The organism is Pseudomonas peli, assembly GCF_050563605.1.
Classification (GTDB): domain Bacteria; phylum Pseudomonadota; class Gammaproteobacteria; order Pseudomonadales; family Pseudomonadaceae; genus Aquipseudomonas; species Aquipseudomonas peli_A.
In genome coordinates this window covers 105,999-132,227 of record NZ_JBNXUH010000004.1, presented here as the reverse complement: position 1 = coordinate 132,227, position 26,229 = coordinate 105,999, and the positions used below count along the sequence as shown (strand labels likewise).

Genomic DNA, 26,229 nt, shown 5'->3' with positions numbered 1-26,229 from the left:
TCCGGTCATTTTTTATGGCCTGCCATCCTTGGTTGCCTCCATTCGGGCCGTCGCAAGCAGCGTTAAAAATAGCTCCCGGCTATTTTTTGAGCATGGCGCGCATATTGGCCAGTGCCGAGTTGCCGGTGGCAGCCTTGACCTCGGGTGGTGCGTCTTCCAGGCCTTCCCAGACTAGATCCTCGGGCGGCAGTTCATCGAGAAAACGGCTCGGCGAGCAGTCGATGATTTCACCGTACTGCTTGCGCTTGGCGGCGAAGGTCATGGTCAGGTTGCGCTTGGCCCGGGTGATGCCGACGTAGGCCAGACGCCGTTCTTCTTCAACAGTATCGGCCTCGATGCTGGAGCGGTGGGGGAGAATTTCCTCCTCCACGCCGAGGATATACACCGACGGATACTCCAGTCCCTTGGACGCGTGCAGGGTCATCATCTGCACGCCTTCGGCGCCGTCTTCTTCCTCCTGCTGGCGTTCGAGCATGTCGCGCAGCACCAGTTTGCCGATGGCATCCTCGATGGTCATCTCGCCGTCTTCGTCGCGCTCCAGGGTGTTCTTCAGCGCTTCAACGAGGAACCAGACGTTGCCCATGCGCGCGTCGGCGATCTTGTCGTTGGAGGCGTTCTGCCGCAGCCAGTTCTCGTAGTCGATGTCCATGACCATGCTGCGGATCGCCGCAATCGGGTCGTTCTGCGCGCATTCCTGGCGCACCCGGTCCATCCACTTGGTAAAACGCGCCAGGCGTTCGGTATAGCGCGCGTCCAGCTGTTCGCCCAGGCCGATTTCGCCGGCGGCGGCGTACATGCTGATCTTGCGGCTGGTGGCGTAGTTGCCGAGCTTTTCCAGGGTGGTCGAGCCGATCTCGCGGCGCGGCACGTTGATCACCCGCAGAAAGGCGTTGTCGTCATCCGGGTTGACCAGCAGGCGGAAGTAACTCATCAGGTCCTTCACCTCCTGGCGGGCGAAGAAGCTGGTGCCGCCGGACAGGCGATAGGGAATCTGATGGTGCTGCAACTTCAGCTCCATCAGCTTGGCCTGGTAGTTGCCGCGATAGAGGATGGCGTAGTCGCTATAGGGGCGCTCGGTGCGCAGATGCTCGGTGAGAATCTCCAGGGCCACCCGCTCGCATTCGGCGTCTTCGTTCTTGCAGCGGATCACGCGGATCTCGTCGCCCATGCCCATCTCGCTCCACAGCTGTTTCTCGAAGGCATGCGGGTTGTTGGCGATGAGGATGTTGGCGCACTTGAGGATGCGGCTGGTGGAGCGGTAGTTCTGCTCTAGCATCACCACCTTCAGCGAGGGGTAATCTTCTTTCAGCAGCATCAGGTTTTCCGGGCGCGCGCCGCGCCAGGCGTAGATCGACTGGTCATCGTCGCCGACCACGGTGAACTGGTTGCGCATGCCCACCAAGAGCTTCACCAGCAGGTATTGGCTGGCGTTGGTGTCCTGGTATTCGTCCACCAGCAGGTAGCGGATGCGGTTCTGCCATTTTTCCAGGATGTCCGGATGCTCCTGGAACAGCTTCACCGGCATCAGGATCAGGTCGTCGAAGTCCACCGCGTTGTACGCCTTGAGCGTGCGCTGGTAGTGCAGGTAGACGATGGCGGCGGTCTGCTCCTTGGGGTTGCGCGACTCGGCCAGGGCCTGCTCGGGCAGGATCAGCTCGTTCTTCCAGCTGCCTATGTAGTTCTTGATCTCGTCGGCGCCGTCATCGCCGGAGTATTCCTTCTGCATGATGTCCGACAGCAGCGCCTTGATATCGCCCTCGTCGAAGATCGAGAAACCCGGCTTGTAGCCCAGCGCCGCGTATTCCTTGCGGATGATGTTCATGCCCAGGTTGTGGAAGGTCGACACCGTCAGGCCGCGGGCTTCGGGGCCCTTGAGCAGGGTGCCGACACGTTCCTTCATCTCGCGCGCGGCCTTGTTGGTAAAGGTCATGGCGACGATATGGCGGGCCTGGATGCCGCAGTTCTGCACCAGGTGGGCGATCTTGCGGGTGATCACGCTGGTCTTGCCGGAGCCTGCGCCGGCGAGCACCAAAAGTGGGCCGCCGACATAGTTCACGGCTTCCTGCTGCCGGGGGTTCAGTCGGGACATGGAGTCAATCGTCAGGCGGAATGGGCGCGCATTTTAACAGGCCTGGCGGTTTCTGCCGTGACCATCTGGAAGTGTGTCGTAGCGCACATAATGGCAAACCGCCAGGCTTGGTTAATTTTCCTAATCCAGTACTCTGGTGCCACTTTCGGGTCCTTGCCATGCCGCAGGGCGCGCGCCACTGACACAAGGATGTGCGTGATTAGACGTCGATTACGACGCATCCGAGCGGTTTCAATGCTCTTTATTTGTGCTGTGGGGGAAGTTGTTTGTCCGCGTTCGTCGAACCATTACGCTTGCTCCTGCTGGCGGAAACGCCGGGCTGGGCGCAGCTGCTGCGTGAACGCCTGAGTGCGCTCGGCAGTGGCTATGCGCTGATTACCGCGCCCTCCTGGGAGGCGGCCAGCGCGCTGTTCGATAAACCCAGCAACGCCCTGCTCCTGACCACCGCCAAATACCTGCCTGCCTCCGGGCGCTGTTCCCTACCGATTGTCCTGCTGCTGGATGCCGAGCCTGAAGCCGAGCCCGAGGGCGTGTGTGACTGGCTGGTGCGCAACCAGCTCAGCACCGAGGTGCTGCGCCGCTGCCTGCGCTATGTGCGCGAACGCGGCAACCTCAATGACACCTTGCACCGCCTGGCCGAGCAGGACGCGCTGACCGGGATTGCCAATCGCCAGGGCTTTCAGACCCTGCTCGCCGCGCGCTTGGCTGAATATGAAGGCCGTGGCCTGACCCTCGGCCATCTCGACCTGGACAACTTCCGTCACGCCAACGATGCCCTTGGTTATCAGGGCGGCGACAGCCTGATTCTGCAGGTGGTGGCGCGGATCAAGGCACAGCTGCAGGCAGGCGACCAAGTTGCCCGGCTGGGCAGCGATGAATTTGCCTTGTTGCTCGACAGCCGCCGCGATCCGCAGCGCGCCGAGCGTCTGGCCGCACAGATTACCGAAGCCCTCGGCGAGCCTTACTGGATTGACGGCGAAAGCCTGCTGATCGGTTGCAGCCTGGGCCTGGCCCATTCCCGCGCCGAGGGCAGCGCCGACCCGCTGATGTGGCATGCGCATATCGCCATGCAACAGGCCAAAAGCCAGCAGGGCTGCACCTTTCATATCTATGACGAGCGGATTAACCGCAGCGCACGCAACCAGGCTGACCTGGAAAGCGAACTGCGCCGCGCCCTGCGCCGTGACGAGCTGGAGCTGCATTACCAGCCGCGTTTATGCCTGCAGACCGGGCGCATCGTCGGACTGGAGGCGCTGGTGCGCTGGCGTCATAGCGAACATGGTCTGCTGGCCCCAAACGAATTTGTACCGCTGGCCGAGGAAAGCGGGCTGATCGTGCCACTCGGCTACTGGGTGATCAGCCGCGCGCTACGCGATATGCAGTGGCTGCGCGGGCGCGGTCTGCCGGCACTGCATATGGCGATCAACCTGTCGTTCCGTCAGTTTCAGGATAGCCAGCTGTTGCCAACCCTTAGCCGCTTGATCGAAGAGCGCGGCGTGGACGCGCAGTGGTTGGAGTTCGAGCTGACCGAAACCGCGGTGATGCGCCGCAGTGATCAGGTGCAGCAGACCATGCTGGCCCTCGGTCGTCTCGGTGTGCGCTTCTCGCTGGACGACTTTGGCACCGGTTTCTCTTCCTTCGTCCACCTGAATAACCTGCCGATCACCCTGCTGAAGATCGACAAGAGCTTTGTCGGCGGCATGGGCGAGCGCGCGGAGAACCGTCAACTGGTGCGGGCGATGATCAACCTGGCGCACAACCTCAATCTGCAGGTGGTGGGCGAGGGCGTAGAGAACGCCGAACAACTGGCGCTGCTGCGCCAATACGGCTGCGATCAGGTGCAGGGCTACCTGATCAGCAAGGCTTTGCCGCTCCCCGAGCTGGCGCGCTTTCTGGTGTTTGGCATGCGTCAGCCCTTGCTTGGTCTGAGCAACAGCTGAGCTACTCGCTGATGGAAAAAGGCCCGCACTTACTGCGGGCCTTTTTGTTTTAAGGGCTTACTGCGCGGCTTTGGCCTGGCGCTGCGCCAGTTTCTGCTGGCGGTAGCTGATGGCCGCTGGCGGCACGGCAGTGACCTTGCCGGTTTCCAGCCAGCGCTTGAGGCGGTTGGCGTCGGCCATGTGGGTGTATTTGCCAAAGGCATCCAGCACCACGAAGGCCACCGGGCGGTTATTCATCACGGTATTCATCACCAGGCAGCGGCCGGCTTCGCCGGTGTAGCCGGTTTTGCTCAGCTGCACGCTCCAGCCGGGCTTGCGCACCAGGTTGTTGGTGTTGCGAAAGCCCAGGGTGTAGTTGGGTTTGCGGAATGCCTGGGTCTTTTCCGAGGTGGTGCTGAACTGGCTGATCAGCGGGTACTGGCGCGCGGCCTTAAGCATCAGCACCAGGTCGCGGGCGCTGGAGACGTTGTGCTCCGACAGGCCGGTGGGCTCGACAAAGCGCGAATTCTTCATGCCCAGGGCGCGGGCCTTGGCATTCATCGCCGCGACAAAGGCCGAGTGGCCGCCCGGATAGTGGTGCGCCAGGCTAGCGGCAGCGCGGTTTTCCGAGGCCATCAGGGCCAGCAACAGCATGTCGCGGCGGCTCAGTTCGCTGCCCACGCGCACGCGGGAGAACACGCCGCGCATGTCATGGGTGTCGCGAATCATGATCGGCAGCTGCTGATCCAGCGGCAGCTTGGCGTCGAGGGTGACCATGGCGGTCATCAGCTTGGTTACCGAAGCAATCGGCACCACGCTGTCGGCGTTGCGCTCGTAGAGCACCTGATTGGTCTGCAGATCGACCAGCAGGGCGCTGCCGGCGGCCAGGTCCTGTTGTTTGGCGGGGGCGGCCTGGATGTTCGATGCAACTACAACGCAGCTGCAGATCAGCAGCAGGCTTACTATCGAGTGGCGGATTTTCACAGAGAGCTTCACGGGCAGGTTGGAAGGAGGGCGCAGCGCTGCCAAGTATACGGAAATCCGTGCCGGGGCTTGAGCCATGCCGGCTTAAATCGTCATGCGCTCGCGCTATAGTGCGACCGTTTTTATTGCCGTGAGTTGCCCGCATGTCCGAATCCTCTGTACAGCCTGCGCCGCCCGCCGTCAGCCTGCGCGAAGCCTTCTGGTTCTGGCTGAAACTGGGCCTGATCAGCTTTGGCGGGCCGGCTGGGCAGATCGCGATCATGCATCAGGAGTTGGTGGAGAAGCGCCGCTGGCTGTCCGAGCGGCGTTTTCTGCATGCGCTGAACTACTGCATGCTGCTGCCGGGGCCAGAGGCGCAGCAGCTGGCCACCTATATTGGCTGGTTACTGCACCGCACCTGGGGCGGGGTGATTGCCGGGGTGCTGTTCGTGCTGCCGTCGCTGTTTATCCTGATCGGCCTGTCCTGGCTGTATATCGCCTTCGGTGATGTGCCGCTGGTGGCGGGGATCTTCTACGGGATCAAACCGGCGGTTACCGCCATTGTGATGCAGGCGGCCTGGCGCATCGGCTCACGGGCGCTGAAGAACAACTGGCTGTGGGGCATTGCCGGGGCGTCTTTTGTCGCCATCTTTGCCTTCAACCTGCCGTTTCCGTTGATCGTGATTGGCGCAGCCCTGCTTGGTTATCTGGGCGGCCGCCTGCTGCCGCAGCAGTTCAGCCTGGGGGGCGGGCATGCAGCGGCGGATGTGAGCTACGGCCCGGCGTTGATCGACGATGATAGCCCGTCGCTAGTACATACGCGTTTTCGCGCATCACGCCTGCTGCTGTTGCTGGTGGTGGGAGCGCTGCTTTGGTTGCTGCCGATGGGCCTGCTGACCTGGCTGTATGGCTGGGATGGCACGCTGACGCAGATGGCCTGGTTCTTTACCAAGGCAGCGCTGCTGACCTTTGGCGGCGCCTATGCGGTGCTGCCGTATGTCTACCAGGGCGCGATCGGCCATTACGGCTGGCTGACCCCGACGCAGATGATAGATGGCCTGGCCCTGGGCGAAACCACGCCGGGGCCGCTGATCATGGTGGTGGCGTTCGTGGCCTTTGTCGGGGCTTATCTGCAGCCGGTGTTCGGTGGCGATTCGGCCTTTGTCAGCGGCGCAGTGGCGGCGGCGCTGGTCACCTGGTTTACCTTTCTGCCGTCCTTTCTATTTATTCTCGCGGGTGGGCCGCTGGTGGAATCGACCCATGGCGAGCTGAAGTTCACTGCACCCCTGACTGCGATTACTGCCGCAGTGGTCGGAGTGATCCTTAATCTGGCGCTGTTCTTTGCCTATCACGTGCTTTGGCCGCAAGGCTTCGCCGGGACTTTCGACTGGCCGTCTGCGCTGCTTGCCGTGGCGGCGGCGCTGGCGTTGCTGCGTTTCAAGCGTGGGGTGATGGAGGTGCTGCTGGTGTCGGCACTGGCCGGGCTGGCGGTGTATCTATTGCGTTGAAGTCGCGCGCCCGCTGCCGAGGCAATGGGCGCGCGGCGCAGTTACGGTTTACAGGTTGTTGAAAACGTAGGCGAGGCCGGCAATACAAGGCAAAAACAGGCGAGGAAGCGGAGTTTACGAGCTGTAAATGAGCATTCCGAGCCTGTTTTTAACGCAGTATTGCCAACGTAGGTAGTTTTCAACGACCTGTTACATAAACCAGCGGTATTCCCGCGCACTCACTTCCTGCATAAAGGCCAGGTGGTCCTGGCGCTTGTTCTCGCAATAGACCATCACGAACTCACTGCCCAGGCCCTGGTTGACCACTGGGTGATCGCGCATGGCACTGACCGCGCCGAGCATGTCCTGAGGGAAGTCGATGCCGCTCTGGCGGTTTTCGTTGAGCGGGGCAATCGGCTCTTTACCGGCATCTAGGCCGTGCTCCATACCGGTGAGGATGGCGGCCAGCACCAGATAGGGGTTGGCGTCGGCGCCGGCCAGGCGGTGTTCGATACGCAGGTTCTTGCCGTCTGATTCGGGGATGCGAATGCACGCATCGCGGTCCTCGAAGCCCCAGCTGGCGCGGCTGGCGGCGTTGACCATGGCGCCGTAGCGGCGGAAGGCGTTGTGGTTGGCGGCGAAGATCGGCATGCAGTGCGGCAGTAGTTCCAGGCAGCCGGCCACGGCGTGGCGCAGCGGGCGCTGGTTGTCGCCGTCGAGCAGGTTGTTGCCGGCGGCGTCATACAGGCTGACGTGCACATGCATGCCGCTGCCCGGCGCATGCAGGTAGGGCTTGCTCATAAAGCTGGCGCGCTGGCCGTGCTTGAGTGCCACGCCACGGGTGCTGCGGCAGAACAAAGCGGCCCAGTCGGCGGCGCGCAGGCCGTCGTCGCAATGGCCGAAGTTGATCTCGAACTGGCCAGGGCCGAGTTCGGCGGTAATCACGTTGGCGTCCACGCCCTGCTCATTGGCGGCGTCGACGATCTCGTGCAGCACATCGGCAAAGCGCGACAGGCGTTCGATATGCATATTCGGCTGGTCATCGGCATCGTCGCACAGCGGGTCGCGGGGGAACTGCGGCAGGCCGTCCTGCAGCTTGCGATCAAACAGGTAGAACTCCAGCTCGAACGCCACCACCGGACGGATACCGCGTGCGGCCAGGCGCTTGAGCACGCGAGCGAGTACTTCACGTGGTTCGAATTCGATGGGTGCGGCGGTGCCGTCGGAACTGATCAGCATCTGCCCCAGCGGCTGGCTTTCCCAGCGCACTGGCTTGAGCGTGCCGGGGATCAGCCGGCGCGGTGCGTCCGGGTCGCCGTCGTTGAAGCAGTAGTCGCCAATCGGGTGCAGACCGCCCTGCACGCCAAGCAGCACGCAGTTCTGCGGGATTTTCAGCGGGCTGCCTGCAGCGACCTTCTCGAGCATGTCGATGGGGTAGCGCTTGCCGTAGAAATGCCCGGGGATGTCCAGGCTGATCAGGTCGACATAGCGCACCTCGGGGTGGGCGCTGCGGAAGGCGCGGACTTCGCTGAGCAGGTCGGGGAATGCTGTTGTTATTGTCATGGCGGCTATCTGCGCGGGTCAGGTGAAGACCCAGAGCACTCGTGTGGTGGAATCGGAAAGGTTGGCGTAGCGAAATTGCGCGTGCGGCGGTAATTGGAAGCTGTCGTTCGGGCCGAGGGTGACCGGCTCGGCGGCGTCGCCATACCAGATCGTCAGCTCGCCTTCGAGAACAAAGCCGCCCTGTTCGGAGCTGTCGTTCAAATGTCCGTCGCCGCTGCTGGCGCCAGGATCCAAACGGCTTTCGAGCATGGAGAAGCCGCCGGCCATGGTTGGCGAGGCCAGCACGTCGGTGATGCCGCCGGCGTAATACAGCGTGCGGCGCTCGCCGGGGCGGGTGACCCAGGACACGTCGCGCGGTTTGCTCAGGCTGTAGAAGTAGGTGGTCGGCACGCCGAGGGTTTCGCTGATCGCGGTGAGGTCGGCCACGGTTGGGCGCGACAGGCCGCGCTCGACCTGGGAGAGAAAGCCCACCGAACGGTCGATGCGAGCGGCCAGCTCACCGAGGGTGAGGTTCTTGTGCTTACGCAGGTCGCGGATCAGGATCGCCAGACCTTCGACTTCTTCCTGCATATCCATGGTCAACTTCCTTAAATTACATCGCGCAGGCGATACCAGGCTTTGCCCACGGCCTCGATCGGCGCCGCCAGCAGATCGCCGCCAGGGAAGCGTGGATTGCTCAGGCCCTGGTACAGCTCAAGCAGGTCAGCGTCACCGAGGATCGCATCGCTGACCGCGCGAGCGGCGGCCAGGGTCGGCAGGATGCCGTGGCCGGAGAAGCCTTGTAGCCAGTACTTCTGCCCACTGCGGCCGACGTCCGGGGTGCGGTGCATGGTGCAGTCGATATGCCCGCCCCAGCCGTAGTCGATCTGCACCCCGCGCAGCTGCGGGAACACCCGCTCCAGATAGGGCCGGGTGGCCGTCGGCACGTCCGCCGGGATGCCGCCCAGGTAGGTGCAGCCACCGCCGAACAGTAGGCGATTATCCGGGGTGACGCGGAAGTAGTCCGGTACAAACTGGTTGTCGATGGCGCAGGTGCCACGCGGGAACAGCGAGCGCGCCAGCTCCGGGTCCAGTGGCGCAGTGGCGACCTGGTAGGAACCGACCGGCAGCAGGCGCTTCGACAGTTGCGCATCGAGCTTGTCGATATAGGCATTGCAGGCCAGTACCAGCACCTCGCTGCGCACCTCGCCGTGGTCGGTGCGTGCCACATAGCCTTCGGCGGTTTCGTGGTATTCGAGCGCCTTGCTCTGCTCGAAGATTTTTCCGCCAGCCTTCTCGATGGCATCGGCCAGGCCTTGGGCCAGTTTCAGCGGGTTGAGGTGCGCAGCGCCGCTGTCATGCAGGGCGGCCAGGTAGCGTGGGCTGGCGATCCACTGCGGCAATTCTTCCTTGGGGATAAAGCTCAGCTGCGTATAGCCGTATTTCTGCTCGGCTTCTTCCAGGCTGTCCTGCAACTGGCGCACACGGCGCGGCAGCACGGCGGTGTAGATCGCGCCGGTGCGGTAATCGATATCGAAGTTGTGCCGCTCGGGCAGCTCGCGCATTTCCTCGGCGGCCCAGACCATGCTGTCCCACAGGCGACGGGCGCGTTCCAGGCCAAGGGCCTTCTCGAACGGCGGCATGTCGCAGGACCAACCCGGCAGCGCCTGACCACCGTTACGTCCGGAGGCGGCCCAGGCCAGGCGACTGGCTTCCAGCAGCACCACCTTCTTGCCGGCGAGTGCCAGGCGCAGTGCGCTGTGCAGGCCGCTGAAGCCACCGCCGATAATCAGCACATCGCATTGCAACGCTTCCTGCAGGCGCGGGCGCAGGGGGATGGCACCGGGGTAGGTGCCGGCGTAGTAGGTGCCGATATGCTGGGCGGATTGTTTGAACATGGCGCGCCTCATGAAATTCTATTTGAATAATTTCATGAAAATCTACGCTACAAATTTCATAAAGCCAAGCGCGAAGACGTTTGGCCTAGTCGAGATCGATGGCTAAACGCAGACGATCCTTATGCTGCAAACCCTGTTCGAATAGCGGCTCGGGGTAGTTTTTAAGGAAGTAATCCGGCTCGACGGCGTACACCCGCAGGCCCGCGCGCTGGTAGAAGGTCAGTTGGTGGCCAAAGCTGCCGGTGGCCACTTCCAGGCGTGTTGCGCCCAGCTGCTTGGCACAGTGCAGGGCATGTTGCAGCAGTTGTGTGCCGATGCCCTGGGCCTGACAGCTTGGGTCGACGGCGATATTCATCAGCTCCAGCGTGCCGGGGCGGCGTGCTTGCAACACATAGACGCCGACGGCCACGCCATCACGTTCGGCGAGGTAGCAGTGACTGTCCGCCAGGTAGGCCTGCACATGCGCTAGGTGCGGATCGGCTTCGAGCAGCAGGGCCATCGGCAACTGCGCTGCGCTGCACGCGCGGATATGAATGGGTGGGTTCATTGGCGGGTTTAGCGCACCTGGTTGCGCCCGTTGTGCTTGGCGGCGTAGAGCGCGCGATCGGCCTTATCCAGCAGGTCGTCAGCACCGGTTGGCGCATCTTCAGTGGAGGAAATGCCGGCGCTCAGGGTTACCGAGAACTGTTGGCCGCCGGCAATAAAATGCAGTTCGGCAAAGCGCTGGCGAATCTCATCGAGAATCCGCAACGCCTGATCCGCGGGGCAGTCGGGTAGCACCACGAGGAACTCTTCGCCGCCATAGCGGCCCAGGCTGTCTATACGCCGCAGGCGTTGGCGCAGCAGGTTGGCCAAGGCGCGGATCACATTGTCGCCGGCGGCGTGGCCGTAGCTGTCGTTGACCTTCTTGAAGAAGTCGATATCCAGCATCGCCACGCTGGCCGGCTTGCCGCTACGCAGCGCGCGTTCCAGTTCGACCGCCGCCTGTTCCTTGATATCGGCGTGTTTGAGCAGCCCGGTGAGGCTGTCGCGCGACAGCGCGTTGCTCAGCAGACGCGCGCGCTGGGCGCGGGAGAACACGGCGGCGACCAGGGCGTTGTCGGAAATCGGTTTGGTGACGAAATCATCGCCGGCCTTGATCAGCGCGTTCATCTGCCGGTTGATATCGGTTTCCGCCGACAGGTAGACGATAGGCACGCGCAGCCAGTCGTCGTTCATGCGGATGATCTGCGCCAGTTCCGGGCCGGTGCAGTCGGGCATGCTCACGTCCAGCAGCACCACTTCGGGGTTGAAGCTGCGCATGCGGGCGAAGATTTCCGCCGGCTCGTGGAGCATTTCCACCAGCATATTGGCGCCGCGCAGAATCAGGCTGAAACGGCTGGCCAGTTCGCGGTCGTCATCGATGATCAGCACCCGGTACGGCTCGCCCTGTTGCTGGGCGAAGCAGCGCTCCAGACGGTTTTCCAGCTGCGGAATGTCCACCGGTTTGGTGAAAAAACCCATGGCGCCGACGCGCACGGCTTCCAGGTAGGTGGCGAAATCGTCCTGGGTGGTGATCACCAGCAGCGGCAGCGGCTCGTCCAGGCGTTGTTGCAGGCCAGCGGCATATTCCAGGCCGGTGAGGCTTTCGTCGGGCAGGTTGACGTCGACGATCAGTGCATCGGGCAGTTGCTGCTGCAGTGCGTGGTCGAGGTCGGCGATATGGCTGAAGTGTTCGGCGTGGTAGCCGAAGTTGTTCAGCGTCAGGCGCATGTTTTCGCCAATCGAGTGCTGGTCTTCGAGGATATAGATGCGCCGCGCGCTGCTGTTCGGCCGTGGCGGCTTGACCGCTCGGGTGGCGGGCTCCTGGCTGCGTTCGGCGTGGAACTGCTGGCGCGCCAGTTGCTGCAGGCTGCGGCTGAAATCCTGCAGACTCTGTTGTTCCTTCTGCAGGGTTTCCAGCCACTGATCGGCTTCCTGCTCCAGTTCACGGGCGCGCTGGCCAAGGCTGCTGAAACCGAAGGTGCCGGCGGCGCCAGCCAGCTTGTGCAGCTGGTCGCGCAGGCTCTGCAGATACTGCAGCTGCTCCTGCGGGTCGGCGGCGTGCAGCAGGCGTTCGGCGTTCTGCGCGAGGGCCGGCAGCTCCACCTGCAGGCGCAGGGCGAAGGCATTGCTCAACTGCTGCAGGTGCTGCTGCAGCTCATCGGCGGCGCTCTTGCCTTTACTCATGGGCCAGGCTCCAGATCTTGCGCACCTGCGCGGCCAGCTGCATTGGGTCGAAGGGTTTGATGATTACATCGCGGGCGCCGAGGCTGCGGTAATGGGCGATTTCCGCCGGTTGTACCTTGGCGGTCATAAAGGCCACCGGCACCTGGTTGATGTCGATCAGCCGGGCAATGTGCGCCAGGGTTTGCGGGCCGTCCATGTCCGGCATCATCACATCCAGTAGGATAAAGTCCGGGGCAAAACCCAGCAGTTGATCCAGGGCGTCTTGGCCGGATGAGCAGCTGAGCACCTGAAAGCCACCCACCGCTTCCAGAGCCAGCTTGGCCACGGCCTGGATCGATGGATCGTCTTCCACGTGCAAGATGCGTTGCAACTCAGGCATGCCGATTTTCCTCGGGACTGGCGGGCGATTCGGGCGTCGCCTCTAGGGGCAGGGTAGTCAGTTCGAACCAGAAAGTCGCGCCGTGGCCTGGGCTTGAGTCGAAACCGATCTGCCCGCCCATGCGTTCGATGATTTCCTTGCTGATCGCCAGGCCCAGGCCGGTGCCGCCTTTCTGCCGGGTGTCGGTGGCGTCGGCCTGGGAGAATTTGCTGAAAATCCGCGCCTGGAAGTTTTCCGGCACACCGGGACCATGGTCGGTCACGCTGACACGAATGCGCTCGCCTTGTTGTCGCAGGCTGATGTCGACGCGCTGGCCCTGAGGCGAGAACTTCGCCGCATTCGACAGCAGGTTGGCCAGCACCTGGGCCAGGCGCAGCCTGTCGACGCGCACGCGGGCCTGGGTGGCCGGGCCTTGTAGCTGCAGTTGCACCTGGTAGTGGCTGGCGTACGGCTGGTTTTCTTCGATGGCCTGCTCCAGCAAAGGTTGCAGCGCTTGATCGTGCAGCTCGAAGAGCATCTTGCCGGCCACCAGTTTGTCCATGTCGAGCAGGTCGTTGATCAGCAGGTTAAGGCGCTGGCTGTTGTCCTGGGCGATCTGCAGCATTTGCTGCATGCTCGCTGGCACGGCGCCGAGGGCGCCGCCATTGACCAGGCCAAGAGAGCCGGCAATCGCGGTGAGCGGCGTGCGCAGTTCATGGCTGACGGTGGAGACGAATTCGTTCTTCATCCGCTCCATGCGTTTGCGCTCTTCGATATCGCGGATAACCGCGATAAAGCGCCGTTCGCCCTGGTGGCTGATCTGCGAGATGGCCAGCTCGACGGTAAAGGTCTCACCATTGCTGCGCATGGCGGTCAGCTCGATTTCCTTGCCGAGTACCTGGCTGATGCCGGTTTTCAGGTAATAGCTGAGGTAGCGCGCGCGCATCGAGCGTTGCGGCTCGGGCATCAGCAGCGTCACCCGGTGCCCGGAGGCCTCCAGATGGCTGTAGCCGAAGATGCGTTCGGCGGCGTGGTTGAAGGTCTCGATATAACCCTGCTGGTCGATGGTGATGATCGCGTCGAGCACGTTGTCGAGCAGGGTGCGCAGATAATCCTCGCGCTCGCGGATGGCCATTTCGGCGGCGATACGCTCGTTGAAGTCCTGAATCTGCACCACGAAATGCACCGGCGCATCGTCGCTGTCACGCACCAGCGACACGCTCATCAGTACCCAGATGATCCGCCCCTGGCTATCCAGGTAGCGTTTCTCCATCTGGTAGGAGCTGATCTCACCAGCCAGCAGCTCCTCTACGTTATGTAGGTCGGCTTCCAGATCGTCGGGGTGGGTAATCTGCTGGAAGTCGCTGCACAGCAACTGCTCGCGGTTGTAGCCGAGCATTTCACAGAGTTGATCGTTAACTTCCAGCCACTGCCCTTGCAGCGACACCAGGGCCATGCCCTGGGGCGCAAGGCTAAAGGCGTTGCTGAAACGCTGCTGGCTAAGGCGTAGCTGGTCTTCCACGGCCTTACGGTCGCTGATGTCCCAGATAAACCCGGAAATCCACTGTAGCTCGCCGTGGCTGTCGTATTCGCCGCGGCCCTTTTCCCGCACCCAGACGCTGTGGCCGTCGGCGTGCAGCAGGCGGTAGGTCAGCTCGAAGGATTCCTGTCGCTCAATCGCCGCTACCGCTCGGTAGGTGATCGGCAAGTCGTCGGGGTGCACCACGCTGGAGAAGCTGCGTACGCGGTTGTTGATAAAGTCGTTGGCCGGGTAGCCACTGAGCGCCTGGATTTCCTCACTGAGGTAGCTCATCGACCAGCTTTCATCGTTGCGGCAGCGGTACACCGCCCCTGGCAAACTGCTGACCAGGCCGCGGAAGCGACTCTCGCTCTTTTGCAGGGCGCGGGTGGTCTGGTGCAGGTCGTTGATGTCGCTGGCGATGCCCAAGTAGCCAGTGATCACCCCCTCGGCATCGCGCATGGCGCTGACCGTGAGGTTGACGATGCGCTGCTCGCCATTATTGCGCAGGTAGGTCCACTGGCGGGTTTCCGGCTCGCCCTGGTCGGCGAGGCGGGTAAACACCGCAAAACCGCTGACTTCGGTGCCGAGCTGCTGGCTCAGCTGCTGACCACGCGCCTGTATTTCCTCGGCCAGGTGGAACAGCGCCGGGCTGTGCAGGCCGATCACTTCGGCGCTGCGGTAGCCCAGCAGGCGCTCGGCGCCGGAGTTGAACAGAGTGATCAGGCCGCTGCAGTCGGTGGTGATGATGGACACACCGGTGGCCGAATCAAGCACCGCCTGCAGAAAGCGTCGCGCCTCGCGGGTCTGTTCTTCATGGCGCATGCGCTCCAGGGTGGCGCCAACCCAACGGGCGAACAGGCGCATGAATTCTTCGTCGGCATCGTCAAATGGCGTAGCGCGCGCTTCGCTTGAGGCGAAACACAGGGTGCCGAAGCGCTTGCCGGCGACCCAGATGCTGGTGCCGATATAGCTTTCCAGGGCGAACAATGGGTAGCAGGGGTGAGCCGCATATTCGCTTTGGCCCATGGCGGCAATGGCCAGCACATCGTTGCTGCGCAAGGTGATGCTGCAATAGGTGTCGCCGAGGGTGAAGCACTGGCCGTCCTGCAAGGTGTCGGGTGGCGATACCTGAACCCTTACTCGGTAGGCGTCCGCGTCGATCTGACTGATGATGCCGATGGGCATGCCATAGAACTCGGACCCCAGCTGCAGGGCCTGGCGCAGCTGCTCGTGGGTGCTCAGCTTGGGCAGCGCGGCAATCTCGTTGAGCGCGCGCAAGGCGGCTTGCTGGCGCTGCATGCGCTGCTGGGTTTGCGCGCGCTGGCTGTCGCGGCGCAGGGCTTCGAGCAACTGGCCGAGGGTGGTCAGCAGCGGTTGCAGCTGGGTGGCAAATTGCTCGCTGTAGCCGCCCTCGCGGTTGGCCAGGCCGAGCATGCCGAGCAGCTCACCATTGGCATGAATGGGCAGGCCGGCAAACGCCTGCAGCGGTGGGTGCCCTGGCGGCAAGCCGGCGCTTTGCGGGTGATTGCTTGGGTCGTTGCTGATCAGCACCTGGCCGCTGCGGATTACTTGGCCAAACAGGGTGTCGAGGTTGCGAAACTCCAGGCCCTGCGGTGCATGGGCGGCATAGAAGGCGCGGCTTTGTGCATCCCAGGCAATATTGCTGATGGCGAAGGTGCGCAGAAAGGGCGCGCCCGCTTGGTCGTGGCGGATTTCACCGACAAAGCCGAACTGACTGGCGCTGACCTCAAGAATCCGCCCGAGCAGGGTGTCGAAGGCCTCGCGCTGGTTATCTGCGTTGATATAGGCCGCCTGCGTCTGGGTGATCAGCGCCAGCAGTTGTCGCGATTCCTCGGTCTGCTGGTGCTTGTGCTGCAGCTCGGCGTGGTGACGCCGCATGACCACTTGGCTGCTGTGGCGGGTGGCCTGCAGCAAGGCCAGCAGCAGCGCTTCGGCGGCGAGCCAGGCCAGCAGCCACTTGATCACCAACCAGCGTTTGTCGCGCTGGTGCAGGCTGTACAGCGCAGTGACATCGCGCCAGGTCAGCGCCACCACGGCGCTGACCAAGCCAGCATTGGGCTGATAGCCGTTCAGGCGCACCTGGTTGAGCAGGTAGGTGTGGCCCTGATCGTCGAGCAGTTTGAAGGTGTTACCTGCCTCGGGCGGGGGCAGGAGGTTTTGTGCCTGCCAGTGTTGCACCTGCACCTGAGAGAAACCCGCCAGGTGCCAATAATCACTACCTGCAACCGGTGTGCGGAGAGTCTCGCCGCTGTTACCGGAGGCCTGTGCCTGATGTTTGAGCAGCAGAGCAACCCCGGCCTGCAGCTCACTGTCCAGCTGTTGCAGGTTGCCCAGCACATCGAGGCTGACCTCCAGCGCGCCGACGCTGAGCCGGCCCTCAAGGTTGTCGATCTGCAGCGGCACGATGGCACGCATGCTGAGCTTTTCGCCATCTACCGTCAGGCCTGCGCTCGCCGATGATTGCTGCAGGCTGTCGAGCAGCATGGGTCGTTGCGCAGCGGGGAAGTCGGCAAACCACTGCGGTTCATGCACCCGCAGCAACACCTCGGCCTTAGGTGCCAGGTGGATATACAGGGTGAATGGGCGAATGCCTTGCAGGTTGCGCCAGCGCGGAGCGAGGCGGGTGTATAGCTGGTTGCGGATGATGGCCAGACTTTGCGTATCGACTGGTTCAGTGCTCTGCAGCGCATGAGCCTGGCGCACCAGCTCGACCAGCCAGGCGTCGGCGGCGATGGTTTCGGCCAGCAGCTGCGCCTGTTGCTGCAGCTCCTGCTGGCTGTTGCGCAGCGTCAGGCTTTGCAGCTCATGCTGCCTGGCGATTTGCAGGTTCCACAGGGTTTCCCGCTCGTTCAGGGCAAAGCCGCCGAGCACACTAAAGAAGATCGCCAGCCCCAGGCTGCCGAGGCCGACGACCCAGTGGATCATGCTGGGCATAAGCCGCCTAAGCATTCATCAGCTCCATCACCCGGCTATGCACCCAGAACACCATTCAGGTCAGCCCCGCCAGGCGGCGCAGGCGCGCCAGTTCAGGATCATCGGCTGCGCTGCTGAGCTCGCAGGCGGCCAGGCGCATCAGAATGTTTTCTCGTTTGACGTTATTGCTCGGCAGACCGTAGCACGCGCCGATCAGCTCACGCAGGTGCATCGGTAATTGCCATTGTGCCTTGATGCTGATGGCAAAGGGGCCGCTGAACTGGTCGATGGCCTGCATCACCTGGGCCTCGCTGAAGCTCTGCCCACTGTCTTGCCACGCCTGCGCTAGGTACAGCACGCACAGTTCGCCCATGCGGTGCAGCAGCGCTGCGCTGTGGAAGGGCGCAGGGTCGATGGCGCATTGGCGGGCGAGGCTGGTGCTGCGTTCGATCAGCAACTCGGTGCTGTCTAGGTGCGCCTGGGCAAGCATGCGCAGCAGGGCGTTATCCAGCGCGCTGCATTGGCGCAATGCCAGGCCCATGGCCAGGTTCAGGCTGTTGGTGGCGCCCAGCTTCTGCAGTGCTTCGAGCAGGCTGGTGCAGGGTTTGCCGGCCTGGTTGTAGGCGCTGCTATTGGCCACCGCGAGTAGGCGCGCGCTGAGCGCAGGGTCGTGTTGCCACTCGCTGGCCAGCTCGCGCAGATCGATCTGCTCGCCTTTGAAACTCTGCAGCAATCGATCACGTACATGCGCCTTGAGCGGTAGTTGCAAGGCGCTGCTGGGCAGGCCGCGCAGGTGATCGAGCAGGTCATGCTGGGTATCGCTGATCGGGCGCTGCAGTTCGCCGTTGTCTGCGGGTAGCAGGGTTTCCAGGCTGGCGGCGACATGCGCGGCTTGAAACGGCTTGCTGATAAAAGCGCTGATCTTCAACGCACGCACGGCTATTACGCTGGCGCGGTCGGAACGCCCGGTGATCACCACCAGCGGCGTGCTGCTATTGTCGCGGCGCACCTGCTCAAGCAGCAGGGTGCCGGGGCCGTCCGGCAGATTCCAGTCGCAGATGACCATGTCGGCAGGGCGCTGCTGCCATTCGCGCAGGGCGGCGCTGACGCTATCCAGGCACACCACCTGACTGGCGGGGCGTAGGCTGAGGACGATCTGCTTGAGCAGATCGGCGATCCAGCTGTCGTCCTCAAGAATCATTACACGCATGCTTTCTGCCTTAGTCCGTCGTCACGGCGCATAGCGCCAAGTGGGTGGCCAGCTGTTCTGCCGGTTGTGGACGGCCGAAATAGTAGCCCTGGGCGTGGTCGCAGCCGAGTTGCCGAAGCAATTCGGCCTGTTCGGGTTGTTCAATGCCCTCGGCCAGCACTTTAAGCCCCATGCTGTGGCCAAGGGCAATAACCGCGCGGGTGATCGCCACATCGTCCTGATCATGCGGCAGACCGCTGACAAAGCTTTGGTCGAGTTTGAGCTTGTGTACCGGCAGGCGCTTGAGGCGCGCCAGGGAGCTGTAGCCGGTGCCGAAATCATCAATCGCCAGGCGAATGCCTAGAGCGCGCAGGCGTTGCAGCAAGGCCAGCGCGGCGTCGGGATTGTCCATCACCGCGCTTTCGGTGACTTCCAGCTCCAGATGCGCGGGGTCGAGGCCGGTATTGCGCAGCACCTCGGCCACTTTCAGGTCCAGCTCGCCGCGGCTAAACAGGCGGCTGGAAACATTCACTGCGACAAATCTCAGCTTATGCCCGGCAATTTGCCAGGCGACCATCTGCCGGCAGCTTTGCTCCAGCACCCAGGCATCAATGGCGCCGATCAGTCCGGTTTCTTCGGCAATCGGGATAAATTCTCCGGGCGCGACCAGCCCGCGTTGCGGGTGCTGCCAGCGCACCAAGGCTTCGACGCCGATCATCTCCTCGCTGCCCAGGCAGATCAGCGGTTGGTAATAGACGCGCAGCTCCTGGTGATCCAGAGCATGGCGCAGGGCGCTGGCCAGTTCGACGCGCTGGCGGGCGTGTTCGGTCAGCTCCTGGCTGTAGAAGGCGTAGTTTTCGCGGCCGCTGCTCTTGGCCTTGAACAGCGCTGAATCAGCGTTGCGCAGCACCTGGCCGACATCCGCGGCCTCAGCGGGGTAGAGGCTGATGCCAATGCTGGCGGTGACGAACAGCTCCTGCTGGTTGATTTTGAAGGCCTGGGTCAGGCACGCCTGCAGACGCTGCGCAATCACTGCGGCCTGTTCGGCGCTGCTGCAGCTTTCATCGAGCAGGCCGAACTCATCGCCACCCAGGCGCGCCAGGGTCATGCGTTTGCCGAGCTGCTGGCTGAGGCGCTCGCCGACGTCCTTGAGCAGCAGGTCACCAATGTTGTGGCCGAGGCTTTCATTGATGTTCTTGAAGTGGTCGAGGTCGATCAACAGCACCGCGCCGCCTTGTTCATCAATTTTTGCGCGCTCGAGGGCACGCTCGACGCGTTCGGTAAACAGCAGACGGTTGGGCAGGTTGCTCAGCGGGTCGTGATGCGCCAGATAATCCAGCTCCCGTTGCGAGCGCTTCAGCGCGCTGATATCGGAGAACACCGCGACGTAGTGGCTGATCTCGCCCAGTTCATCGTGGATCACCCGAATGCATTGCCACTGCGGGTAGATCTCGCCGCTCTTGCGCCGGTTCCACACCTCGCCGCTCCACGCGCCGCGGTTTTGCAGGGCATTCCACAGGCTGTCATAGAAGGTTTTATCGTGCCGCCCGGATTTCAGCATGCTCGGCGACTGACCGAGGATTTCCGCCTGGCTGTAGCCGGTGATGCGGGTAAAAGCCGGGTTGCAGTGGACGATATGCTGCTGCGCATCGGTAACCAGCACGCCTTCCTGGGTGGCATCGAATACCGCCGCGGCCTGGCGCAGGCTGTCTTCGTCCTTGCGCCGCTGGGTGATGTCGCTGGCGGTGCCTATCAGGCGCTCGGCCTGGCCATGCTCGTCGAACAGCAGACGACCGCGTGATTGAATCCAGCGGTAGCTGCCGTCCTGGTGCCGCAGGCGATAGTTAACCTCATAGGGCGCGGGGTTGCGTGCGGCCAGGCGCTGCTCGAGGTTCTGCTCGAAAAGCCCACGGTCATCCGGGTGCAGGCGCTGCAGCCACTGCTGCAGATCATCGCCCAGGGCCTTGGTGTGAAGGCCGAGCAGGGCGGTGTAGCCCGGGGAGAAATACAACGTCTGGGTTTGCAGATCCCAGTCCCACATGCCGTCTTTGGCCGCTTCCAGTGCCTGATGCAGGCGCTTCTCGCTGCGCTGCAAGGCTTGATGCGTCTGGCGCTGGTGTGCGTGGTGGGTGCGCAGCACGGCGTACAGCAGGCCGGCGGTAAGCAGCACAAACGCCAGCCCCTTGGACAGTTGCGCGCGTTCCAGTTGCGGCAACGACAGGCCGAGGGCGACCAGCAAGCCGTCGCTGAACAGCACCCAGAGACCAGCGGCGAGCATATAGCTGAGAGTCAGGCGCCAAGCGCCTTGAGGTGCATTCATGGGGTTTAAGTCAGTCCTTTGTCTAAGACCGGCAGTATAGATGCTGATAAGGGGGCAACATTCTTATGCAAAAGACCAACTGGTTTTCTGATCCCGGTCAGGGATAATGGTCGGCGACGTGTGCTAAAAATCAGCGGCGTCTTTCCTTCTGCACGAGGCACATGATCCATGTGGTACAACGGTTTTCTTGACCTGTCGGTCTGGCAGTTGATCGCAGTCACTCTGCTGATGACGCACGTGACCATCGTCAGCGTCACGGTCTATCTGCACCGCTACTCGGCGCATCGCGCCCTCGAATTGCACCCGGCGCTGAAGCACTTCTTCCGTTTCTGGCTGTGGCTGACCACGGCGCAGAACACCCGCGAATGGACCGCGATCCACCGCAAACACCACGCCAAATGCGAAACCGTCGATGACCCGCACAGCCCGGTGATCAAGGGCCTGAGCACCGTGCTGCGTACCGGTGCCGAGCTGTACGCCGAAGAGGCGAAAAACCCGGAAACCCTGCGCATCTACGGCAAGAACTGCCCGGAAGACTGGGTCGAGCGCAACCTCTACTCGCGTTTCCCCATGGCCGGTATCAGCCTGATGGCGGTGATCGACCTCGCACTGTTCGGCGCTGCGGGCATCACCATCTGGGCGATCCAGATGATGTGGATCCCGGTATGGGCAGCAGGCGTGATCAACGGCCTCGGCCATGCCGTCGGCTATCGCAACTTTGAATGCCGCGATGCTGCGACCAATCTGCTGCCCTGGGGCATCCTGATCGGCGGTGAAGAGCTGCATAACAACCACCACACCTACCCGAACTCGGCCAAGCTGTCGGTGAAGAAGTGGGAATTCGACATGGGCTGGTTCTGGATCAAGCTGTTCAGCATGCTCGGCCTGGCCAAGGTGCAGCGCGTTGCGCCCATCGCCCACCGGGTGGAAGGCAAGCGTAGCCTGGATATGGACACCGCCATGGCCATCCTTAACAACCGTTTCCAGATCATGGCGCAGTACCGCAAGCTGGTGATCGCGCCGCTGGTGCAGCAGGAGTTGGCCAAGGCCGATGCTTCGGTTCGTCACCACTTCCACCGTGCCAAGCGTCTATTGTCTCGTGAGCCGAGCCTGCTCGACGAAGGCCACCAGGCGCGCATCCAGCGCATGCTGGAGCAGAGCCAGGCACTCAAGGTGATCTACGAGAAGCGCCTTGCCCTGCAGCAGATCTGGGTGAAAACCAGCGCCAATGGCCACGACATGCTCGAAGCCATCAAGCAGTGGGTCAATGACGCCGAAGCCAGCGGTATTCAGTCGCTGCGCGAGTTCGCCGAGCAGCTGAAAACCTATTCGCTGCGTCCGGCCGGGGCCGTCTAACGCCCTCCTGTGTTGCTCAAGCCCGCCACTCGGCGGGCTTTTGTTATGGCCTGCCATTCGTGGCGGCCATCCTCCGGGCCGTCGCTGCGCGACGTTAAAAATGCCTCCCGACCATTTTTTATTTCTGGCGTATGCTTCAGTCATTGCCCGGTAACTGAGTGCACTGGCGATGGCTATGGACGAAGTCAGCAGACAGCAGCTCGAACATGAAGAGTTGACCCTGGCGCTGTTGCACACCCGCGGCGAGGTGGCGCGTCTGCAGGAGCGCGAGCAGTTGTTCAGCACCTTGCTGGGCAGCGTCAATGCCGTGCTCTGGGCGTTTGATTGGGATGCCCAGCGGGTGATCTACGTCAGCCCCGCCTACGAGCGAATCTTCGGCCGCTCTGCTGCGTTGCTGCTGGGCGGCTATGAAGAGTGGCGCAACAGCATTTACCCCGACGATCTCGACTACGCCGCTGAAAGCTTCGCCCAGGTTCTGGAAACCGGTGCGGTCGAGGCTCGCGAGTACCGCATCATCCGTGGCGACGGCCAGCTGCGCTGGCTTAGTGACAAGTGCTTTGTCAGCCGTGAAAGCTCGCCAGGCAAGCCGCATATCATCGTCGGCATCGCCGAAGACATCACTGAGAAGAAACAGCTCGAAGGCGAGTTGCACCGCCTGGCCACCACTGATGTGCTGACCCAAAGCAGCAATCGCCGGCACTTCTTCGAATGCGCCCAGCGCGAGTTCGAGCAAGCCCGCGAATATGGCAGTCCGCTGGCCTTTCTCCTGCTCGACCTCGACGACTTCAAGCAGATCAACGACCGCTATGGCCATCAGATGGGTGATCAGGTGCTACAGCGTCTGGCCTACAGCGGCGCCACCACGCTGCGCCGGGGCGATCTGTTCGGTCGTATCGGCGGTGAGGAATTCGCCGCGCTGTTTCCACGCTGTGAGCCGGTGCTGGCCGAGCAGATTGCCGAGCGCTTGCAGCGCGAGGTGCGTCGCCTGAGCTTCAATCATGAGGCTACGACCTTCGGGGTGACCCTGAGTCTGGGCCTGACCAGCCTGCGGCCTGACGATGTCAGTCTGGATGCCTTGTATGCGCGGGCCGATGCCGCGATGTACCGAGCCAAACGCCAGGGTAAAAACCAGGTCGTGGTTGATTGATCGCGCGCGCTGGTATGCCAGCGGGTCGTCGTGCTGGCGATAACCCGCCTGTTTGCTTTTCGCTATAGGCAAAAAACCGCTTATTCCCCCTTCAGCAGTCCTGCCTAAATTCTCTGTGGAACCTGGAGAACCTTGTAATAGAAGGCCTGGCGAGCTTTTTTAAGCCGCTGGCACAGTATCTGCGTAGGGCTCAGCGCATAACGGCCTGGATCATCGGCCGACAATAAAAATGAAGAGACCTGCGCCATGATTTGTACCTGTCCGCTGCTATGTCCTCATTTCCCAGTTCGCGCTGACTGCCTTCACGCGCTCACCTGATTTTCTGTATTGCACGGCCGGCCCTGGCTGCGGCGCTCGTTTGCCTGCCTGGCCTGCAATACACCCGAATTCGGTGCGCGCCTGCCACTTCATAGGCTGAAGACAGTACCCGCGCCGATGTGCAACCACACACAACTGGAGAACACATAATGAGAAAGACCTCCCTGGCCCTGGCCGTCGCTGCCAGCACCCTGGGCTTGTCCCTGAGCCAAGTCGCACACGCCGACTTTATTGGTGACAGCAAAGCCAGCCTCGAAGCGCGTAACTTCTACTACAACCGTGATTTCCGTGAAGACGCGGGCCAGCACAAGTCAGAAGAGTGGGCCCAAGGTTTTATCCTGCGCGCTGAGTCGGGCTTCACCGAAGGCACCGTCGGTTTCGGTCTCGACGCCATCGGCATGCTCGGATTTAAGCTGGACTCGGGAGATGGTACTGCAGGTAGTGGTCTGCTGGTTCCGGATAGCTCCTCCAAGGGCTCCCAAGACAACTACTCCGGTCTGGCTGTAGCTGCCAAGGCCAAGGTCTCCAAAAGCACCCTGCGCGTCGGCCAGATGCAGTTCAAGAACCAGGCGATCGCCTCCAGCGATAGCCGTTTGCTGCCGCAAATTTTCCGCGGCGGTAACCTGGTATCCCAGGAAATTGATGGTCTGACCCTGGATGCGGGTTACCTCGATGAGGTCAACAACCGCAACTCGCAAGACTATGAAGACATGGTGTTGAACACCTACTCCTTGAGCGGTATCAGCATTAAAGGTGGTGCTGTCAATCAGTCCAACGAGTTCGTCTTTGCTGGCGGTAACTACAAGCTCACCAAGGATCTGACGGCTGGTTATTACTATTCCAATCTGGAAGACCTGTACAAACAGCATTCCTTCAATCTGGTGCATGTACTGCCGCTGGGCGACAAGCAGAGCCTGAAGACCGACGTGCGTTATGCCCGCTCCACCGATGATGGCCTGAGCAATGTTGATAACAAGGCATTCGGTGCGATGGTTACCTACAGCCTGAGTGCTCATAAATTTGGCCTGGGCTACCAGAAAATGAGCGGTGACACGGGCTTCGCCTATGTAGGTGGCACTGATCCGTTCCTGGTCAACTATGTGCAAATCGGCAACTTCGCAGCCAAGGACGAGAAATCCTGGCAGGCCCGTTATGACTTCGATTTCGCATCCGTGGGCATCCCCGGCCTGACCTTTATGACCCGCTACCTGACTGGCGACAATATTGATCGCGGCGCAGCTTCAGAGGGTAAAGAGTGGGAACGCAACATGGATATCGCTTATGTGGTTCAGGAAGGCACCTTCAAGAACCTCGGTATCAAGTGGCGCAACGCGACCATGCGCAACAACTTCAGCCGTGACATCGACGAAAACCGCCTGATCGTCAGCTACACCCTGCCACTGCTCTGATTGTGGCGGTTTCAGGCTGAGCTGTTGCATCCAGCTTGGCTTGAGCAACCCAAGAAACCCGGACTCTGTTCCGGGTTTTTTATCGCCTGTGATTTACCTCTGTGCGGTGTCGCGGGCGGACTTGCCATTCAATATATAAAAGAATAGATTGTTTTTATCTTAACTGAGCTGCTTGCCATGACGCCTGAACATCCTCCGCTCGATATCCAGCAACTGCGCGCTAATGCCGATGCGGCGGGGCAGCTGCTCAAAGCTCTGAGCAATCCAGATCGCCTGCTGCTGCTGTGCCAGCTCTCCCAGGGCGAACGCAATGTCAGCGAGCTGGAAACCCTGCTGGGTATTCAGCAGCCGACCCTGTCCCAGCAGCTCGCGGTGCTGCGCCGTGAAGGGCTGGTGGCGACCCGCCGTGAGGGCAAGCAGATCTATTACTGCATCAGCAGTCCGGCCGCGCTGGCGGTGATCAACACCCTGTATCAGCTGTTTTGCGCCGGTGACCATTGATGAGTATCGACTGGTACAACTTCACACCCTGGAGCGCCATGGCCGGTGGCGCGCTGATCGGCTTGGCAGCCAGCCTGTTCGTCGTGATGAATGGCCGGGTTGCCGGCATCAGTGGCCTGCTCGGCAGCTTGCTGGAGCGTGGCGAAGGGTGTGGCGAGAAAGGTCTGTTTCTGTTGGGCGTACTGCTCGCGCCGCTGCTTTGGCAGCTGTTTAGCCGCCTGCCGGAGATTCAGATCGACAGCGGCTGGCTGGCGCTGACGGTTGCCGGCCTGCTGGTGGGTATCGGTACCCGTTATGGCGCCGGTTGCACCAGCGGGCATGGCGTCTGCGGTTTATCGCGGCTGTCGCCGCGTTCACTGGCCGCGACCCTGACATTTATGGCCGCCGGGTTCGCCACAGTGTTTGTCCTGCGTCATCTGCTGGGGGGCTGAATATGCGCAAGCTGTTGGCGTTTCTCGCTGGTGTGATTTTCGGCATCGGGCTGCTTAGCGCAGGTATGGCCAACCCGGCCAAGGTGCTGGCGTTTCTCGACCTGGCCGGCGCCTGGGACCCATCGCTGGCCCTGGTGATGATGGCGGCGATTGGCGTGGCGTTTCTGCCGTTCAGTTGGGCGCGCTCGCAGCGCAGCAGTCTGCTAGGTGCGCTGATGCAGTTGCCGGGCAAGCGTGAGCTGGATCGTCGGTTGATCGGCGGCAGCCTGTTGTTCGGCATCGGCTGGGGGATTGCCGGCATCTGTCCGGGGCCGGCCGTGGCGATTCTGCTCACCGGACGCTGGCAGGTGCTGCTGTTCGTGGCGGCCATGCTGGTGGGAATGGTTGTGTTTGCTGCGCTGGAACGCCGGCGCGGGTAATTGATGATCGGGAGATCACTATGAAAGCAAATGTTGGCACCCTCGACCGTAGCCTGCGCATTGCCGCAGGTCTGATTCTGTTGGGCTTGAGCCTGAGCGGCGTGATTGGCCTCTGGGGCTTGATCGGCATCGTGCCGCTGGCAACCGGTCTGTTTCGTTTCTGTCCGCTGTACCCGCTGCTGGGTGTCAGTACCTGTAAGACCAAGACCTAACGCTGGA

Annotated in this window: 20 protein-coding genes; 9 read left to right on the top strand and 11 right to left on the bottom strand. The window is 62.1% G+C overall.

Features of this window, described 5'->3' with window-relative positions; all coding sequences use genetic code 11:
- Positions 1 to 79 precede the first annotated feature (79 nt).
- Positions 80 to 2,089, bottom strand: coding sequence for a DNA helicase Rep (gene rep / locus ACQ4LH_RS06545; protein ID WP_430696477.1), 2,010 nt, complete (start codon positions 2,087 to 2,089; stop codon positions 80 to 82).
- A 266-nt stretch (positions 2,090 to 2,355) separates the two neighbouring features.
- Between rep and ACQ4LH_RS06540 the strand changes: the two genes are divergently transcribed.
- Complete coding sequence (locus ACQ4LH_RS06540; protein WP_430696476.1) at positions 2,356 to 4,029, top strand: putative bifunctional diguanylate cyclase/phosphodiesterase; 1,674 nt, start codon at positions 2,356 to 2,358, stop codon at positions 4,027 to 4,029.
- A gap of 57 nt (positions 4,030 to 4,086) precedes the next feature.
- On the opposite strand, the gene pbpG is transcribed toward ACQ4LH_RS06540, so the two are convergent.
- Positions 4,087 to 4,992 carry a D-alanyl-D-alanine endopeptidase gene (gene pbpG, locus ACQ4LH_RS06535; RefSeq protein ID WP_430696475.1) on the bottom strand — a complete coding sequence of 302 codons (906 nt, stop codon included), beginning with the start codon at positions 4,990 to 4,992 and terminating at the stop codon, positions 4,087 to 4,089.
- 143 nt (positions 4,993 to 5,135) lie between these two features.
- On the opposite strand from pbpG, the gene chrA reads away from it, so the two are divergent.
- On the top strand, positions 5,136 to 6,479 hold the full coding sequence (gene chrA / locus ACQ4LH_RS06530) for a chromate efflux transporter (protein ID WP_430696474.1): 1,344 nt from the start codon (positions 5,136 to 5,138) through the stop codon (positions 6,477 to 6,479).
- Between the two features lie 189 nt (positions 6,480 to 6,668).
- On the opposite strand, the gene ACQ4LH_RS06525 is transcribed toward chrA, so the two are convergent.
- The 9 genes from ACQ4LH_RS06525 to dibA form a co-directional block, all read right to left on the bottom strand.
- Positions 6,669 to 8,015, bottom strand: a complete 1,347-nt coding sequence (locus tag ACQ4LH_RS06525; RefSeq protein ID WP_430696548.1) for a glutamine synthetase family protein — start codon at positions 8,013 to 8,015, stop codon at positions 6,669 to 6,671.
- A 24-nt stretch (positions 8,016 to 8,039) separates the two neighbouring features.
- Entirely contained in the window at positions 8,040 to 8,597 is a 558-nt protein-coding gene (locus ACQ4LH_RS06520) for a helix-turn-helix domain-containing protein (RefSeq protein ID WP_430696473.1), read from the bottom strand.
- 11 nt (positions 8,598 to 8,608) lie between these two features.
- Positions 8,609 to 9,898 carry an NAD(P)/FAD-dependent oxidoreductase gene (locus ACQ4LH_RS06515; RefSeq protein ID WP_430696472.1) on the bottom strand — a complete coding sequence of 430 codons (1,290 nt, stop codon included), beginning with the start codon at positions 9,896 to 9,898 and terminating at the stop codon, positions 8,609 to 8,611.
- A gap of 85 nt (positions 9,899 to 9,983) precedes the next feature.
- The gene (locus ACQ4LH_RS06510) at positions 9,984 to 10,445 is read right to left on the bottom strand and encodes a GNAT family N-acetyltransferase (protein ID WP_430696471.1); all 462 of its coding nucleotides are present in this window, start codon (positions 10,443 to 10,445) and stop codon (positions 9,984 to 9,986) included.
- A gap of 8 nt (positions 10,446 to 10,453) precedes the next feature.
- Entirely contained in the window at positions 10,454 to 12,106 is a 1,653-nt protein-coding gene (locus ACQ4LH_RS06505; protein ID WP_430696470.1) for a diguanylate cyclase, read from the bottom strand.
- Positions 12,099 to 12,485, bottom strand: coding sequence for a response regulator (locus tag ACQ4LH_RS06500; protein ID WP_430696469.1), 387 nt, complete (start codon positions 12,483 to 12,485; stop codon positions 12,099 to 12,101). Before ACQ4LH_RS06500 ends, ACQ4LH_RS06505 begins: the two co-directional genes overlap by 8 nt.
- Positions 12,478 to 16,956 carry a PAS domain S-box protein gene (locus ACQ4LH_RS06495; RefSeq protein WP_430696468.1) on the bottom strand — a complete coding sequence of 1,493 codons (4,479 nt, stop codon included), beginning with the start codon at positions 16,954 to 16,956 and terminating at the stop codon, positions 12,478 to 12,480. The genes ACQ4LH_RS06500 and ACQ4LH_RS06495 overlap by 8 nt, the downstream gene beginning before the upstream one ends.
- Positions 16,957 to 16,996: 40 nt before the next feature.
- Positions 16,997 to 18,130 carry an HDOD domain-containing protein gene (locus ACQ4LH_RS06490; RefSeq protein ID WP_430696467.1) on the bottom strand — a complete coding sequence of 378 codons (1,134 nt, stop codon included), beginning with the start codon at positions 18,128 to 18,130 and terminating at the stop codon, positions 16,997 to 16,999.
- 10 nt (positions 18,131 to 18,140) lie between these two features.
- Positions 18,141 to 20,429, bottom strand: coding sequence for a phosphodiesterase DibA (dibA, locus tag ACQ4LH_RS06485; protein ID WP_430696466.1), 2,289 nt, complete (start codon positions 20,427 to 20,429; stop codon positions 18,141 to 18,143).
- A 168-nt stretch (positions 20,430 to 20,597) separates the two neighbouring features.
- Between dibA and desA the strand changes: the two genes are divergently transcribed.
- The 7 genes from desA (at position 20,598) to ACQ4LH_RS06450 (ending at position 26,222) form a co-directional block, all read left to right on the top strand.
- The gene (gene desA, locus ACQ4LH_RS06480; RefSeq protein ID WP_430696465.1) at positions 20,598 to 21,785 is read left to right on the top strand and encodes a delta-9 fatty acid desaturase DesA; all 1,188 of its coding nucleotides are present in this window, start codon (positions 20,598 to 20,600) and stop codon (positions 21,783 to 21,785) included.
- A 175-nt stretch (positions 21,786 to 21,960) separates the two neighbouring features.
- Positions 21,961 to 22,932, top strand: a complete 972-nt coding sequence (locus ACQ4LH_RS06475; RefSeq protein ID WP_430696464.1) for a GGDEF domain-containing protein — start codon at positions 21,961 to 21,963, stop codon at positions 22,930 to 22,932.
- A 467-nt stretch (positions 22,933 to 23,399) separates the two neighbouring features.
- Positions 23,400 to 24,659 carry an OprD family porin gene (locus ACQ4LH_RS06470; protein WP_430696463.1) on the top strand — a complete coding sequence of 420 codons (1,260 nt, stop codon included), beginning with the start codon at positions 23,400 to 23,402 and terminating at the stop codon, positions 24,657 to 24,659.
- Between the two features lie 177 nt (positions 24,660 to 24,836).
- On the top strand, positions 24,837 to 25,160 hold the full coding sequence (locus ACQ4LH_RS06465; protein ID WP_430696462.1) for an ArsR/SmtB family transcription factor: 324 nt from the start codon (positions 24,837 to 24,839) through the stop codon (positions 25,158 to 25,160).
- Positions 25,160 to 25,591 (top strand): YeeE/YedE family protein, encoded by a 432-nt coding sequence (locus ACQ4LH_RS06460; protein WP_430696461.1) that lies wholly within the window; start codon positions 25,160 to 25,162, stop codon positions 25,589 to 25,591. Before ACQ4LH_RS06465 ends, ACQ4LH_RS06460 begins: the two co-directional genes overlap by 1 nt.
- Before the next feature lie 2 nt (positions 25,592 to 25,593).
- Positions 25,594 to 26,010 (top strand): DUF6691 family protein, encoded by a 417-nt coding sequence (locus tag ACQ4LH_RS06455; RefSeq protein ID WP_430696460.1) that lies wholly within the window; start codon positions 25,594 to 25,596, stop codon positions 26,008 to 26,010.
- A 20-nt stretch (positions 26,011 to 26,030) separates the two neighbouring features.
- On the top strand, positions 26,031 to 26,222 hold the full coding sequence (locus tag ACQ4LH_RS06450; RefSeq protein ID WP_430696459.1) for a YgaP family membrane protein: 192 nt from the start codon (positions 26,031 to 26,033) through the stop codon (positions 26,220 to 26,222).
- The last annotated feature ends 7 nt before the right edge of the window (positions 26,223 to 26,229 follow it).

What these genes read in the sequence shown, in the direction of transcription:
- ACQ4LH_RS06495 (WP_430696468.1), bottom strand. Translation starts at nt 16,956, where the DNA reads ATGCTTAGGCGGCTTATGCCCAGCATGATCCACTGGGTCGTCGGCCTC.
- chrA (WP_430696474.1), top strand. Translation starts at nt 5,136, where the DNA reads ATGTCCGAATCCTCTGTACAGCCTGCGCCGCCCGCCGTCAGCCTGCGC.
- ACQ4LH_RS06470 (WP_430696463.1), top strand. Translation starts at nt 23,400, where the DNA reads ATGAGAAAGACCTCCCTGGCCCTGGCCGTCGCTGCCAGCACCCTGGGC.
- ACQ4LH_RS06455 (WP_430696460.1), top strand. Translation starts at nt 25,594, where the DNA reads ATGCGCAAGCTGTTGGCGTTTCTCGCTGGTGTGATTTTCGGCATCGGG.
- ACQ4LH_RS06505 (WP_430696470.1), bottom strand. Translation starts at nt 12,106, where the DNA reads ATGAGTAAAGGCAAGAGCGCCGCCGATGAGCTGCAGCAGCACCTGCAG.
- ACQ4LH_RS06465 (WP_430696462.1), top strand. Translation starts at nt 24,837, where the DNA reads ATGACGCCTGAACATCCTCCGCTCGATATCCAGCAACTGCGCGCTAAT.
- ACQ4LH_RS06510 (WP_430696471.1), bottom strand. Translation starts at nt 10,445, where the DNA reads ATGAACCCACCCATTCATATCCGCGCGTGCAGCGCAGCGCAGTTGCCG.
- ACQ4LH_RS06450 (WP_430696459.1), top strand. Translation starts at nt 26,031, where the DNA reads ATGAAAGCAAATGTTGGCACCCTCGACCGTAGCCTGCGCATTGCCGCA.
- ACQ4LH_RS06475 (WP_430696464.1), top strand. Translation starts at nt 21,961, where the DNA reads ATGGACGAAGTCAGCAGACAGCAGCTCGAACATGAAGAGTTGACCCTG.
- ACQ4LH_RS06520 (WP_430696473.1), bottom strand. Translation starts at nt 8,597, where the DNA reads ATGGATATGCAGGAAGAAGTCGAAGGTCTGGCGATCCTGATCCGCGAC.
- rep (WP_430696477.1), bottom strand. Translation starts at nt 2,089, where the DNA reads ATGTCCCGACTGAACCCCCGGCAGCAGGAAGCCGTGAACTATGTCGGC.
- ACQ4LH_RS06490 (WP_430696467.1), bottom strand. Translation starts at nt 18,130, where the DNA reads ATGCGTGTAATGATTCTTGAGGACGACAGCTGGATCGCCGATCTGCTC.
- desA (WP_430696465.1), top strand. Translation starts at nt 20,598, where the DNA reads ATGTGGTACAACGGTTTTCTTGACCTGTCGGTCTGGCAGTTGATCGCA.
- ACQ4LH_RS06460 (WP_430696461.1), top strand. Translation starts at nt 25,160, where the DNA reads ATGAGTATCGACTGGTACAACTTCACACCCTGGAGCGCCATGGCCGGT.
- ACQ4LH_RS06515 (WP_430696472.1), bottom strand. Translation starts at nt 9,898, where the DNA reads ATGTTCAAACAATCCGCCCAGCATATCGGCACCTACTACGCCGGCACC.
- ACQ4LH_RS06500 (WP_430696469.1), bottom strand. Translation starts at nt 12,485, where the DNA reads ATGCCTGAGTTGCAACGCATCTTGCACGTGGAAGACGATCCATCGATC.
- dibA (WP_430696466.1), bottom strand. Translation starts at nt 20,429, where the DNA reads ATGAATGCACCTCAAGGCGCTTGGCGCCTGACTCTCAGCTATATGCTC.